This is a genomic window from Lentzea albidocapillata (genome assembly GCF_000719115.1).
GTDB lineage: Bacteria > Actinomycetota > Actinomycetes > Mycobacteriales > Pseudonocardiaceae > Lentzea > Lentzea albidocapillata.
On record NZ_JOEA01000005.1, the window covers coordinates 109,512 to 121,430 of the forward strand.

Consider the following 11,919-nt stretch of genomic DNA (forward strand, 5'->3'; position numbering starts at 1 on the left):
AGGCGTAACCCGAGAAACGGTCATGGCGCCTCTGGCACGATGGCGGCCATGACCCGCACGGCACGTCGCATGTTCGAGCTCCTGGAGCCGATCTGCCTCGTCACCTTCTTCGCCGACGAGTGCAACGAGGAACTGGCCGCGCTCGGCCACCGCGGCTACTGGTCCGGCTACTTCGCCAGCCGCGCCGCGCCGTTGGGGCGCGTGCCGGCGGAGGTCGTGCACGCGGCGTTCTACAGCTTCGCCGACGGTGAGGCCGCGCGGCACATCCCGAAGGCGTGGGAGAAGATCCCGCCCGAGGCGTCCGTCGCCGCGCGGGAACGGGGCAGCGCGGCCTCCCTGCGCCGGATCGTCGGCGACGAGATGGCCGCCTCACCCGGTTTCCTGCGCGCCGCCGACCTCACCACCAAAGCCGCGACGAGCGCGCCCGTCGAAGGCCGGATGATGTACGCCGGCATGCGCACCCTCGAGGTGCCGGGCGACCCGGTGGCCCGGTTGTGGCATTCCGCGACCATGCTCCGCGAGCACCGCGGCGACGGGCACATCGCCGCCCTCGTCGGCGCGCGCATCGGCGGCACCGAGGCCCACGTGCTCTCCGCGATCGCGATGGGCATCCACCCGCCGGAGTCGTTCGGGCGCATCCACCATCTGCCGGAGAAGCGGCTGGCCGAAGTCATGAACGGCTTGCGGGAGCGCGGAATCGTCGATGCCGACGGCCGGTTCACCGACGCGGGACGCAAGCTCCAGCAGGACATCGAGGACCTCACCGACGAACTCGCCGCCGCACCCTACGAGGCCCTCTCCCCCGCCGAGCTCGACGAGCTGACAGCCGTACTCGAACCCATCACCGCAAAGCTCGTGGCCGCCGGGTCGAGGTGACCAGACGGGCCCGCGGCATGGTTCAGACCGTGGCCTGGGCGAGCAGCGCCAGCGCGGTGTGCGAGGACGAGCCCGGTAGCGCGGTGGCCACGACGACGCTCGGGCCCAGGCCGTTGCTCAGGGTCTGCTGGGTCACGGTCAGCGGACCGACGAGCGGGTGCCGCATCTCGTAGACCGCCGTGGCACAGGCTTTGACGCGGTGATCGGCCCACATCGAGGCGAAGTCGGTGCTCTTCGCGCTCAGCTGCCCGACCAGTTCGTGCAGCGCGGCGTCATCGGGATGACGGCCCACCGCCAGGCGCAGGTTCCCCACGACCGCCCTGGCCTTGCTCTGCCAGTCCGCGTAGAGCTCGCGGGTGTGCGGGTCGAGGAACACCAGCCGCGCCATGTTCGGGCGTACCGGCTGGCCTGCCGCGCCGAAGTCCAGGTGCCCGGCGAACAACGCGTGGCCCAGCCTGTTCCAGGCCAGGACGTCGCTGCGCAGGCCGAGCACCACGGCGGGGACGCCCTGCAGCGCGGCGAGCAGCTGGCCGGTCGCCTCGTCGACGCGTTCGGGAGCGGGCCTGCGCACGCGTGCCTGCTTCACCGGTTTGGCCAGCACGTGCAGGTGTTGCCGTTCGGACTCGTCGAGCCGCAACGCGGTGGCGAGCGCGTCCAGCACCTCGGGCGAGGCGCTGGTGGAGTGCCCCTGTTCGAGCCTCGTGTAGTAGGAGCTGCTGACCCCGGCCAGCCGGGCCAGTTCGTCCCGGCGCAGACCGGGCACGCGGCGCCGTTCGTCGTACGTCCGCACGCCTACGTCCTCGGGACGAAGCTGCGAGCGCCGCGTCTTGAGAAACTCTCCGAGCCGTGCGGTGTCGTTCATGTTGTCGAGTATGTGCCCCGTCCGCGTGCCTTACCTGTCCCAGCCAGGGATACGCAGAGCTGGGACTGGTCCGGCGGCGCGACGGCCGGTCAGATGGGTCTCATGAACGACATCGATCTGACCGAACTCACCTTCACCCGCCAGGCGTGGGTCGACGCCTCTCCCGCCGACGTCTACCGGCTCGTCAGCGACGTGTCCGCGATCAGCCGCTGGAGCCTCAACGCGAGCGCCGTCGCCTACGACGACGGCGCCGGCCCCGAGGTCGGCGCGTGGTTCAGCGGCCACAACCGCAAGGACGGCAAGGAGTGGACCACCCGCTCGCAGGTCGTGAAAGCCGACCCCGGCGCCGCTTTCGCCTTCGTGGTCGGCGGCGCCGAGGACGGCATCGTCGAGTGGAGCTGGACGCTGCGGGACCAGGGCCGGGGCACCGTCGCGGAGCAGTCGTGGCGGCTGCTCCGCACGGACCCCGTCCTCGGCCGCACCCGAGCCGACCTGGTCGCGTTGCGCGACTACATGGCCGTCAGCGCCGAGACCACGCTCACCGCACTCGCCGAGTGGGTCACCGGTCAGGGTTCCAGGCCGGACACGCCCTGATCGCCCAGCGGAGCCGGAAATCCCGCCACGGTTGTCCTGCGGGCTCTGCTACGGTGTTCGCGATGATCACCAACTCGAGCAGATCGGGGGTCCCGTTCACCAAAGGTGAGTGCTGATGCACCACTCGACCGTGAATGGATCCTCCCGCCTCACCTTCTGGTCGCACGTGCGCGAGTTCGCCGTGCCGGCGTCGATGATCGAGTCCGCGACCGCCCGCCGTCTGGCCGGTGACTGGTCCGGAGCCTGTGCCACCGCGCGGGTCGATGTCGATTTCACCCTGCGTGTCCTGAGTCGCACACGCGGTAAGCAGTTCGCGGACCTGGTTCGCGCCGATCTGCGTCATCTGGCGCCCGACCTGCTTCGGTGGCACTTCCCGAGGATCAGGCCGGACGGCGTGCTGCGGCCCGGCCTCACCGTCTCCCTCGCCCGGTATCGACCACCCGACGGTGGCGACGAGGTGCACCTCGTCGCACGCACACCGCCTGCCTGGGCCGATGCGGGGCAACGGATCAGCCTCGCGCTGTGGGAGCGGTCCGGGGCCTTGAGCAGGGCCGGCGGTCATCCGCATCCCCGGCCGGATCGGCGTTTCCGGCTCGATCTGCACCGCCACCTGTGGGACGCGCGCAGAACCTCCGAGCTGCGAGAACGTTGCGGGGCAACGCAGTGGCCCGACGATCCCGGACGATCGGACGCCCGTGCCACGCACCGGTGGGCGGCCGAGGCCGCGCTGCTGCTCCGCGCGGAGGGGCGGGCGGGCAGCGCCGTCGTGGTCCGGCTCGGTTCCCGGCAGCGGGTCGTGCTCGACCTGGACGCGCCGGGCATCACCGCGACTCCCTCGCGTGGCTGCGCGTTGCCGGTCCTGCCGGACGCGGCCACCTGGGTGCCGCCCGACCTGGAGCTGTGGCACGCCGGCGCGATCGACGCCGACCGGCTGCACCCCCTCGTCAGGCCGGCGCTGATACCGGGGTATCGACCGGCGAGTGCGCCGCGAAGTCCTGACAGCACAGGGAGTTCGCGCCTCGTCGACTGTCGTGGTGCGCTGCATCGGATCGGCGTGGTGAACGGGGCGCTCGTCGCGCTCGACCACGAACCCGACGAGATCCGCCGGGAAGAGCTGCTGGCCGCGTTGGGCGGCCGGAGCCTGCCGTGCCTGCACGCGATCGACACGACGCACCGGCACCCGGAAGATCTCGTGGACATCCGCGCACGGCTGGACCACGGCGACGTCGCCGGTGCCCTCGCCGTCGTCGAAGGCCTGCTCGGACCGGACGCGCTGCTGCTCAGCGGAGCGTTGCGCGACGAGCTGGAAACGGCTGCGCGGCGCAAGGTCCTGCACGGGCTGTACCGGGCGGAACTCCACGACGTCCGGCCACTTCCGTCCACTAAGGACTATCCCCGGCCGGGCAACCGCTCTCGCCCGCGGCACGCGGCTTTCCGCCGCCCCTGACTCACTCACCCTCTCCTCGCCCGGCCGGCGCACGGCCTCCGACTTGAACCAAGGTGATCGACACATGTCTGCCCAGAATGTCCACAATGGAAGCACCCGGCAGCTGGATGTGGCCGCCGACCTGCTCGCCCTGCTCGGCGACACGTCCACCGAGTGGCGGGCCAACCCGCAACTGGAAGCCCTGACGCTGGCCGTGTCCGCCGACCTGCCGGTGCTGCTGTGGGGTGAGCCCGGGATCGGCAAGACCGCGGCCCTCACCCAGCTCGCCGACTCCCTCGGGCTGCCGCTGACCACGGTGATCGCCAGCGTGCACGAGCCCTCGGACTTCTCCGGCCTGCCGGTGGTCGGTGACGACCCGGCGACGCAGGGCGTGCCGATGGCGCCGCCCGACTGGGCGGTGCGGCTGGTCAGGGCCGGGCGCGGACTGCTGTTCCTCGACGAGCTGTCCACCGCGCCGCCCGCCGTGCAGGCCGCGTTGCTGCGGGTCGTGCTGGAACGCCGGGTCGGCGCCCTGCGCCTGCCGCCGGGCGTCCGGATCGTCGCGGCCGCCAACCCTCGTTCCTCGGCCGCCGACGGCTGGGAGCTCAGCCCGCCGCTGGCCAACCGGTTCGTCCATCTCAAGTGGACGTTCGACCACGAGGTCGTGGTGCGCGGGCTGGGCGGGACCTGGCCGACCGCCTCACTTCCGCGACTCGCCACGGAACTGCTGCCCGACGCGGTGGCGTTCGCCCGCCGGGCGGTGTGCGGACTCCTGACCGGCCGGCCGAACCTCGTGCACCAGCTGCCCAAGAACGAGACGCTCCGCGGCGGTGCCTGGCCCTCACCACGCAGCTGGGAGATGGCGTTGCGCCTGATCGCCTTCGCGACGGCGGCCGGTACCTCACGGGAGGTGCTGTCCATGCTGGTGCGGGGCACCGTGGGAGACGGCCCCGGCCTCGAGTTGCTGGCGAGCCTCGACCGGTTGGACCTGCCGGACCCCGAGGAGTTGCTCGCGGATCCGGCCGCGGCCGTGCTGCCCGAGCGCGGCGACCTGCGGCAGGTGGTGCTCGACGGAGTCGTCGCGGCAGTGCGCAACCGGCCGGACGAGGCCCGCTGGAACGCGGCGTGGGCACTGCTGACGCTGGCGGTCGAGACCGGTGCGCCGGACCTGGTGGTCGTCCCGGCGGCCACGCTCGCGACGCTGCGGCACGACGACTGGCAGGTTCCGGCGGCGATCGAGCAGCTGGCCGGAGCGGTGTCGCTGTCGCAGCGGGCGGACCGGGCCAGGGCCCGCACCAAGACCGTCGCGGGTGCCCACTGATGACGACGACGCGAACCCTGGACGAGGAGAAGCTGTTCGCCGCCCGGTTGTACGCGGTGCGCTGCCGCCCGTACCTGGCGACGGCGTTGTTCGCCCTGAAAGTCGTGGAGTCACAGCAGGTGCCGACGATGGCGGTGGACCGGCACTGGCGTTGCTACGTCTCGCCGGCGTTCGTCGACAGCAGACCGGTGGAGGAACTCGCCGGGATCTGGGTGCACGAGGTGTCCCACCTGATCCGTGACCACCACGGGCGCGGCGACCGGTTCGCGGCACGCCACGAACTGACCGGACCGGGCGAACGGCTGCGGATGAACATCGCGGCGGACTGCGAGATCAACGACGACGTCTTCGGCGACGGCCTGGTGTGCCCGGACGACGCCGTGCTGCCGGCGGCACTCCGGTTGCCGCCGGGCCAGCTGATGGAGGACTACCTGCGGCAGTTCCGGCTCGGCCCGCACACCAACGCGTTCACCTGGCTCGACTGCGGCAGCGGCGCGGACGGCCTGGAACGGGAGTGGGACCTCGGGGCGGGCGGCGCGCACGGGCTCACCGCGCAGGAGCAGGACGCCGTCCGGTTCCGCGTGGCGCAGAGCATCACGGGACACCCAGGCTCTCTCCCGCAGGGGTGGCGACGGTGGGCGGAGGAGGCGTTCCACCCGCCGCAACCGTGGCGCGACCTGCTGGGAGCGGCGGTGCGTTCCGCCGTCTCCGGCCCCGGCGTGGGTGAGGACTACACCTACGGCAGGCCCGCGCGCAGGTCGGCCGGCGTGCCGAAGGTCGTCCTGCCGAGCCTGCGGCGCAGGCCGCCCAAGGTCGTCGTCATCGTCGACACGTCCGGGTCCGTGAGCGACGCGGAACTGGGCAGCGCGCTCGTCGAGATCGCCGCGATCGTCCGCGCGGTGGGCGGCCGCCGTGATCTCGTCTCGGTGCTGTCCTGCGACGCCGCCGCCCACGTCACCGGTCCGCTGTGCCAGGCGGAGGGAATCCCGTTGGTGGGCGGCGGTGGCACCGATCTGCGCGAGGGCTTCGCCAAGGCCCTGCGCACCCGCCCGGACGTGATCGTGGCCCTGACCGACGGCCAGACCCCCTGGCCCGCCGCGGCGCCACCGTGCCGCACGGTGGTGGGCCTGTTCCCGCGACCACGTCCGTCCGGAAGGGACGATGAGGACGATCCCGACTACGTTCCGGACATTCCGCCCGACTGGGCGCGGGTGGTCGCCATCGGCTGACCGTTCAGGCAAAGCAGCGCTCGTCTCGTTGGCCCGCTTCAGGTTCTGTGCCACGTTGGGCAGATGTCATCCCGAACCCTGCTGGTCGCGAGCGTGCTCGCGGTCACCGCGTCGCTCGTCCCGTTGCCCGCCTCCGCACACACCGGCCAGTGGCAACGGGTCGGCACCGGCATCACCGAAGGTGTCAGCGGCCTCGCCGTGCTGAGCAGCCGCGGCGACCACGTCGAGGCGCTTTCGGTGATCGACAACAAGAAGCCGGGCCAGGAACGCGTCCGCAGGATCGTCCTCGACGACGGACGCGTCACCGCCGTGCGGCCGATGACGTGGCAGGGCGAGACCCCGGTGGACCTGGAGGCGGTCGCCGGTGTGCCGCACCGGCCCGGCGAGTACGTCGCGGTGACCAGTGGCAGCCGCGCCTTCCACGTGCGGGTGCGGCGCGACGTCGTCACCGTCGTCGCCGCGTTCGACCTGCCGCCGCACGATCCGCAGGACAACATGGAGAGCTTCGCGCTGCGGGCCGTCGGCTCCCGGCTCGCCGCGGTGTGGGCCGACCGCGGCGCGGGCGTCCGGACGTCGACCCTCTACTCGGCGTACTTCTCGTTGCAGGACCACACGTTCGGCCCCGTCACCACCGTCGAGTACGACACCGGCGCGCACGAGGAGACCGTCCGGCACGCGTCGGACATCGCGATCAGGACGGACGGTTCGGTGCTGGTGTCCTCCGCGGTCGACCCCGGCGACGACGGCCCGTTCTCGTCGTCGCTGCGCGAGATCGGCCGCCTGGTGCCGCGCAAGGACACCGTCGGAGTCGGCCTGGCCCGGCGGCCGCACCTGCTCGGCACGTTCGGCGGGCGCAAGATCGAGGCGGTGACCCTGCTGCGCGGCGGTGACGTGCTCCTCGGCACCGACGACGAGAACGACGGCGGCTGGGTTCTCCGGCGCTAGTGGTGTGGCCCGGAACGTTGCCGGGGGAATCCGCGGTCAGACGGGTGCGTCGTGGTGTCGCCCCCACGTTCTCGTACTGGTTGTACGGGGGCGTGGGGGCGGCGCCGCGAGGCGCCCTGCTGAGCGTGGATTACCTCGCCAACGTTCCGGGTCGCGCCACTAGCCACGACAACCCGGGTCAGAAGCCACAGCCCTCCGGTGACCAGTCCCGCACGTTCGCGCTGCTGCCGTCGGCCCGAACGATCCGCACCTCGACGCACAGCGTGCCGGACGCGGTCAGCTCGACCGACGGCTCGCTGACGGTGCCCGTCTTCAGCTCGTCGTTGGTGCGCCAGACGAACGTGTCGCCGGGCTGCGGTGACGGGTAGGTCCACGAGAAGCGGAGCGTCTGCGGGTTCATGCGGGTCACGGTGACCACGGCCTTGCCGGAGGATCCACCCTCGGCCGTGCTCTCCGGTTGCGCCCCGGCCGAAATCTGGAGGGAACCCCTGTCCTGCAAGAGAAGCGCACTGGCGATGCCGACCGCGGCGACGGCCCCGGCCACTCCCGCGTAGAGCGGCCAGCGAGCCTTCCGGCGCTCGGGCGGGCCGGCCGGGACGACGACCGCTGCCAGCGCGGCGGTCGGAGCCGACTCGTCGTGGATCTGCCGGAGCCGCTCGGCGAACTCGCCTGACGACGCCGGTCGTGCGGACGGATCGGCGGACATCGCCTGGCGCAGCACTGCTTCCAGGGAAAGCGGTGCCCTGCCCGACGGCGGCGCGGCGCTGAGCAGGATGCGCTGTGCGATCGCCACGCGGGAGTTGTCGCCGCGCGGCACCACGAACGGCGAGTGGCCCGCGAGCAGGTGCCACAGCGTCGCGCCTAGTGAGAAGACGTCCGCGCGGACGCTGTGCGCACCGCTGCTGAGCACCTCGGGCGCCGTCCACAGCAGGTGGTCTCCGCCGGTGGTGCCGAAGTCGGTCAGGTACGCCTGCCCGTGCTCGTCGCGCAGCACGTTGGCGGGCTTCACGTCACGGTGCAGGACGCCTGCCTGGTGCGCGGCGTGCAGGGCGTCCGCGACGTCGATCCCGATCTCCAGCACGCGCGCGAAGGGCAACGGTGCCGCCGCGGCCAGGTCGCCATCCGGGAAGTACCTCATCACCAGGTACGGCAGCCCCGCGCGGGTCCGTCCGGCGCGGTCGACGCTCGCGATGCCGGGATGCCGCAGATCGGCCACCGCCCTGATGTCGGCCACCCGCGGCGGGTCGACGAGCAGCTTCACCGCGATCTCACCGTCCGCGGCGCGGTACAGGTGAACGTTCCTGCCGAGCGGTCGGGCGTACCGGAAGCCGGGGATCTCCGGTAACTCCTCTGTCATTCGCCACCTCGTAGCCGGCGGCGCGGTCGGGTGGCCCCGCCCACCAGACCGCGCCGGACACTCTGGTCAGGGGTGAAATATTCCACCCCTGACCAGACTGTCAACCGTCAAACCACCAGTTGAGACGCGGCGAGACCCTGGAACGGGCGGACGGGCGCCCGGTCCGGGCGCCCGTCACCCACCTCAGTGCCGGCCCCAGTTGGGGACGTCGTAGCCGTTCATCGTCACCTCGAACTGGTCGTACTTCGCCATCAGGGTCAGCAACTCGTCCTCGGAGGGCTGGTTGCCGTCCGCGTACATCTCGGCGAGTCCCCTGAAGTACTCCTCGCGGTTGAGCGCGGGAGTGAAGATGATCAGCATCGTCGCCTGGTCCTGGTACGGGTTGTGGAACCCGTGCGAGACCCCCATCGGCACGTTGACGTACGTGCCGGGTGGTGCGGCGAACGACTTGCCGTCGAGGTGGAGCTCCACCATGCCGTGCAGGACGTAGAACGCTTCGAGCTGCTCGTTGTGGACGTGCGGCGAGGCGCCGGGCGCTCCGGGGGCCATCCGGTGCTCGTACAGACCGAGCTTGCCGTCCGTCTCGCTGCCCCTGGCCTTGAAGGTCGTGTGGGTGGTCGTGCCGATCTGCACCGACTCGCCTTCGCCGGGAAGCAGGATGTTGGAGACTTGCGTCATGTCTGTTCACTCCTCGTTGCTGGCGATGTCGTCCTGGTTGAACCACGAGAGGTAACGCTCGCCCGTGTCCGGGAACACGGTGATCAAGTTCTTGCCCGCGTACTCGGGCCGTGCGGCCAGCACGCGGCAGGCGTGCGCCGCCGCGCCGGAGGAGACGCCGACCAGGAGTCCCGCCGTCCTGGCCAGTTCCCGCGCCGTGGCGTAAGCGTCCTCATTGGACACCGCCAGGACCTCGTCGATCAGATCGACGTCGGTCGTCGCCGCGACGAAACCGCCGTTGAGGCCGGGAATGCGGTGCAGGCCGCCCCATCCCTGGCTGAGCACCGGTGATCCCTCGGGCTCCACCGCGACCACGCGGATCGCGGGGTTGCGTTCCTTCAGGTACTTCGCGGTGCCGCTGAGCGTTCCGCCGGTGCCCACACCGCAGACGAAGACGTCCACCTCGCCGTCGGTGTCGTTCCAGATCTCCGGGCCGGTGGTCGCGTGGTGCGCGGCCACGTTGTCGGGGTTCTCGTGCTGGCAGGCGAACCACGACCCCGGCCGTTCGCGATAGATCTCCTCGGCCTTGGCGATCGCCGCGACGTAGCCCTCCTGGTACGGCGTCAGCACGATCTCCGCGCCGAACGCCCGCAGCAGCTGGATGCGCTCGCTGGTCGCGCTGTCCGGCAGCACGATCACGCACCGGTAGCCACGTGCGGCGGCGATCGCCGCCATGGAGATGCCGGTGTTGCCGGACGTCGCCTCGACGATGGTGCCCGAGCCCCTGGTGAGCTGCCCGCGCTCCTCCGCGCCGTTGATCATGTAGAGCGCGGCGCGGTCCTTCACGCTGGACAGGGGGTTGGCCATTTCCAGCTTGGCGTAGAGGTGCGCGGTCGTCACGCCGAGGTCGAGCTTCACGGTGGGCGTGCCGCCGATCAGGTCCACAAGCGACTCGGCGGGTGGTCGTTTGGTGAGCGGCTGGCTGAGTCGGGTGTTCACGTGCACTCCGATCGGTTCGGTGTCACCAGCTGGGGAACACGGCCGCACCCTTGTGCTTCTGCCCCGCGACCACGACGGACTGGCGAGGCCTGGCCGCCTTCGCGACACTGCGGCTCGACCTCAGGTTCGGGATGGAGAACGGCGCCAGGACGCGGGAGTCCGCCGGCACGTCCCGGATGACGAGCGCCTGCGCGCCCACCACGGAGTCGTGGCCGATGGTGACCGGGCCGAGGATCGTCGCGTTGGCCCCGACGACGACCCGGTCGCCGAGCTTCGGGTGCCGCCGCGAGCCCTCGGGCCGCTGGTTGTCGTGCCACCACCCGACCGCGCCGAGCGTCACCTGATGGAAGATCGTGACGTCGTCACCGATGACGACGGTCTCGCCGATCACCACGCCCGCACCGTGGTCGATGAAGAAACCACGGCCGATCGTCGCGCCGGGGTGGATCTCGATCCCCCCGGTCAGCAGCCTCGCGACGACCATGACCAGCCGGGCGCCGCGCCGGTGTCCCCGCAGGTGCAACCAGTGCGACACGCGATGTCCCCAGATCGCGATGACCGTCGGATGCAGCAACGCCTCGCTGCGCGACAGGATCGACGGGTCGCGGTCCATGACCATGTCCAGGTCGGCGGTGATCACACGGAGCAGCGCCCTCGCGTTCACCGCACCGCTCCCGCGGCTTCCTTGTCCTTGCGGAACTGCCCCATCCTGTTCTCCGCGTAGGCCACGCCGACGAGCACGACCAGGCCACCGGCCAGGAGGTTCCACGTCACGTGCTCACCGAGGAACAGCACGCTGACGAGCACCGCGAACACCGGCACGACGTAGTTCACCGCGGATGCCGTCGTGGCACCGACGTCACCGATGAGGCGGAAGTAGAGCACGTAGGCCAAGCCGGTGCTGAAGAGTCCGAGCAGCACGATGCTCAGCGTCACCGGCCCGGTGAAGTCGGGCGTCCGCCAGGCCAGGAACGGCGTGACGACCGCCTGCAGCACGGCCGCAGACACGAGCTGCGACGCGGCCAGCGACAACGGGGCCAGGCCCAGCGGCGAGAGGTACTTCCGCACGTACACGAAGCCGATCGCGTAGCTGACGGCCGCGCCGAAGCAGGCCAGCCGCCCGCTGAGCGAGCCCAGCGACTCGTGCCACGGGCCGATCAGCAGCACCACGCCGACGAACCCCAGTGCCAGCCCGACGGCCTTGCGCGAGGTCGCCCGCTCGGTCGGCAACGCGGCCGTGGCGAGCGCCAGCGTCAGCAGCGGGGTGGCGCCGATCAGGACGCCCGCGATGCCGGCGCCGGTGGTCTTCTCGCCGTAGGACAACAACAGGAACGGGATCACGTTGCCGAACAGGCCGGCGGCCGCGATGTGACCCCAGACCTGGACGGACCTCGGGAGGGCGACCTTGCGGACGGCCGCGATCGAGAGGAGCACGGCCGCGCCCAGAACGAGTCTGCTCAGCACGAGCTGTCCCGGTGTCAAACCCTCCAGGGACACCTTGATGAACGTGAAGCTGCTTCCCCACAGCAGCGCCAGCAGCAGGAAGCGCGCGACGGATGCCTTGTCCATTGCTTCTCGATTCGGATCATCAGTCAGTAGTCGTTTGGATACTTCAGCAGAGGGGGCTCGGGGCGTACTAGAGCGAGCCGCACG

Annotated in this window: 12 protein-coding genes; 6 read left to right on the plus strand and 6 right to left on the minus strand. The window is 71.2% G+C overall.

All coding sequences use genetic code 11. From position 1 onward, the window contains the following. The first annotated feature begins 48 nt into the window (after positions 1–48). Positions 49–876, plus strand: coding sequence for an SCO6745 family protein (locus IG04_RS0107670; protein WP_030475846.1), 828 nt, complete (start codon positions 49–51; stop codon positions 874–876). A 22-nt stretch (positions 877–898) separates the two neighbouring features. Here the strand turns inward: IG04_RS0107670 and IG04_RS0107675 are convergent, their stop codons facing one another. Further along, the gene (locus IG04_RS0107675; protein ID WP_030475847.1) at positions 899–1,738 is read right to left on the minus strand and encodes a helix-turn-helix domain-containing protein; all 840 of its coding nucleotides are present in this window, start codon (positions 1,736–1,738) and stop codon (positions 899–901) included. Positions 1,739–1,840: 102 nt separating this feature from the next. Here IG04_RS0107675 and IG04_RS0107680 point away from each other — a divergent pair, with 102 nt between their 5' ends. The 5 genes from IG04_RS0107680 (at position 1,841) to IG04_RS0107700 (ending at position 7,253) form a co-directional block, all read left to right on the plus strand. Continuing rightward, positions 1,841–2,332 carry an SRPBCC family protein gene (locus IG04_RS0107680; RefSeq protein ID WP_245815855.1) on the plus strand — a complete coding sequence of 164 codons (492 nt, stop codon included), beginning with the start codon at positions 1,841–1,843 and terminating at the stop codon, positions 2,330–2,332. Positions 2,333–2,447: 115 nt separating this feature from the next. Beyond that, on the plus strand, positions 2,448–3,779 hold the full coding sequence (locus IG04_RS0107685) for a hypothetical protein (protein WP_030475849.1): 1,332 nt from the start codon (positions 2,448–2,450) through the stop codon (positions 3,777–3,779). Between the two features lie 64 nt (positions 3,780–3,843). After that, positions 3,844–5,079 (plus strand): AAA family ATPase, encoded by a 1,236-nt coding sequence (locus IG04_RS0107690; RefSeq protein ID WP_030475850.1) that lies wholly within the window; start codon positions 3,844–3,846, stop codon positions 5,077–5,079. Continuing rightward, positions 5,079–6,308, plus strand: coding sequence for a vWA domain-containing protein (locus tag IG04_RS0107695; RefSeq protein ID WP_030475851.1), 1,230 nt, complete (start codon positions 5,079–5,081; stop codon positions 6,306–6,308). Before IG04_RS0107690 ends, IG04_RS0107695 begins: the two co-directional genes overlap by 1 nt. 63 nt (positions 6,309–6,371) lie before the next feature. Continuing rightward, the gene (locus IG04_RS0107700) at positions 6,372–7,253 is read left to right on the plus strand and encodes a hypothetical protein (protein WP_030475852.1); all 882 of its coding nucleotides are present in this window, start codon (positions 6,372–6,374) and stop codon (positions 7,251–7,253) included. 178 nt (positions 7,254–7,431) lie between these two features. Here IG04_RS0107700 and IG04_RS43790 read toward each other — a convergent pair whose 3' ends face one another. The 5 genes from IG04_RS43790 to IG04_RS0107725 form a co-directional block, all read right to left on the minus strand. Continuing rightward, entirely contained in the window at positions 7,432–8,610 is a 1,179-nt protein-coding gene (locus IG04_RS43790; RefSeq protein ID WP_051769178.1) for a serine/threonine-protein kinase, read from the minus strand. A 183-nt stretch (positions 8,611–8,793) separates the two neighbouring features. Next, entirely contained in the window at positions 8,794–9,288 is a 495-nt protein-coding gene (locus IG04_RS0107710; protein ID WP_030475854.1) for a cupin domain-containing protein, read from the minus strand. A 6-nt stretch (positions 9,289–9,294) separates the two neighbouring features. Continuing rightward, positions 9,295–10,266, minus strand: a complete 972-nt coding sequence (gene cysK, locus IG04_RS0107715; RefSeq protein ID WP_030475855.1) for a cysteine synthase A — start codon at positions 10,264–10,266, stop codon at positions 9,295–9,297. A 22-nt stretch (positions 10,267–10,288) separates the two neighbouring features. Beyond that, complete coding sequence (gene epsC, locus IG04_RS42325; protein WP_030475856.1) at positions 10,289–10,930, minus strand: serine O-acetyltransferase EpsC; 642 nt, start codon at positions 10,928–10,930, stop codon at positions 10,289–10,291. After that, entirely contained in the window at positions 10,927–11,835 is a 909-nt protein-coding gene (locus IG04_RS0107725) for a DMT family transporter (protein WP_030475857.1), read from the minus strand. The genes epsC and IG04_RS0107725 overlap by 4 nt, the downstream gene beginning before the upstream one ends. Positions 11,836–11,919 lie beyond the last annotated feature (84 nt).

Bases quoted from the DNA above. Each gene is read 5' to 3' on its own strand.
- IG04_RS0107700 (WP_030475852.1), top strand. From the start codon at position 6,372: ATGTCATCCCGAACCCTGCTGGTCGCGAGCGTGCTCGCGGTCACCGCG.
- IG04_RS43790 (WP_051769178.1), bottom strand. From the start codon at position 8,610: ATGACAGAGGAGTTACCGGAGATCCCCGGCTTCCGGTACGCCCGACCG.
- IG04_RS0107725 (WP_030475857.1), bottom strand. From the start codon at position 11,835: ATGGACAAGGCATCCGTCGCGCGCTTCCTGCTGCTGGCGCTGCTGTGG.
- IG04_RS0107680 (WP_245815855.1), top strand. From the start codon at position 1,841: ATGAACGACATCGATCTGACCGAACTCACCTTCACCCGCCAGGCGTGG.
- IG04_RS0107685 (WP_030475849.1), top strand. From the start codon at position 2,448: ATGCACCACTCGACCGTGAATGGATCCTCCCGCCTCACCTTCTGGTCG.
- IG04_RS0107670 (WP_030475846.1), top strand. From the start codon at position 49: ATGACCCGCACGGCACGTCGCATGTTCGAGCTCCTGGAGCCGATCTGC.
- IG04_RS0107695 (WP_030475851.1), top strand. From the start codon at position 5,079: ATGACGACGACGCGAACCCTGGACGAGGAGAAGCTGTTCGCCGCCCGG.
- IG04_RS0107690 (WP_030475850.1), top strand. From the start codon at position 3,844: ATGTCTGCCCAGAATGTCCACAATGGAAGCACCCGGCAGCTGGATGTG.
- IG04_RS0107710 (WP_030475854.1), bottom strand. From the start codon at position 9,288: ATGACGCAAGTCTCCAACATCCTGCTTCCCGGCGAAGGCGAGTCGGTG.
- IG04_RS0107675 (WP_030475847.1), bottom strand. From the start codon at position 1,738: ATGAACGACACCGCACGGCTCGGAGAGTTTCTCAAGACGCGGCGCTCG.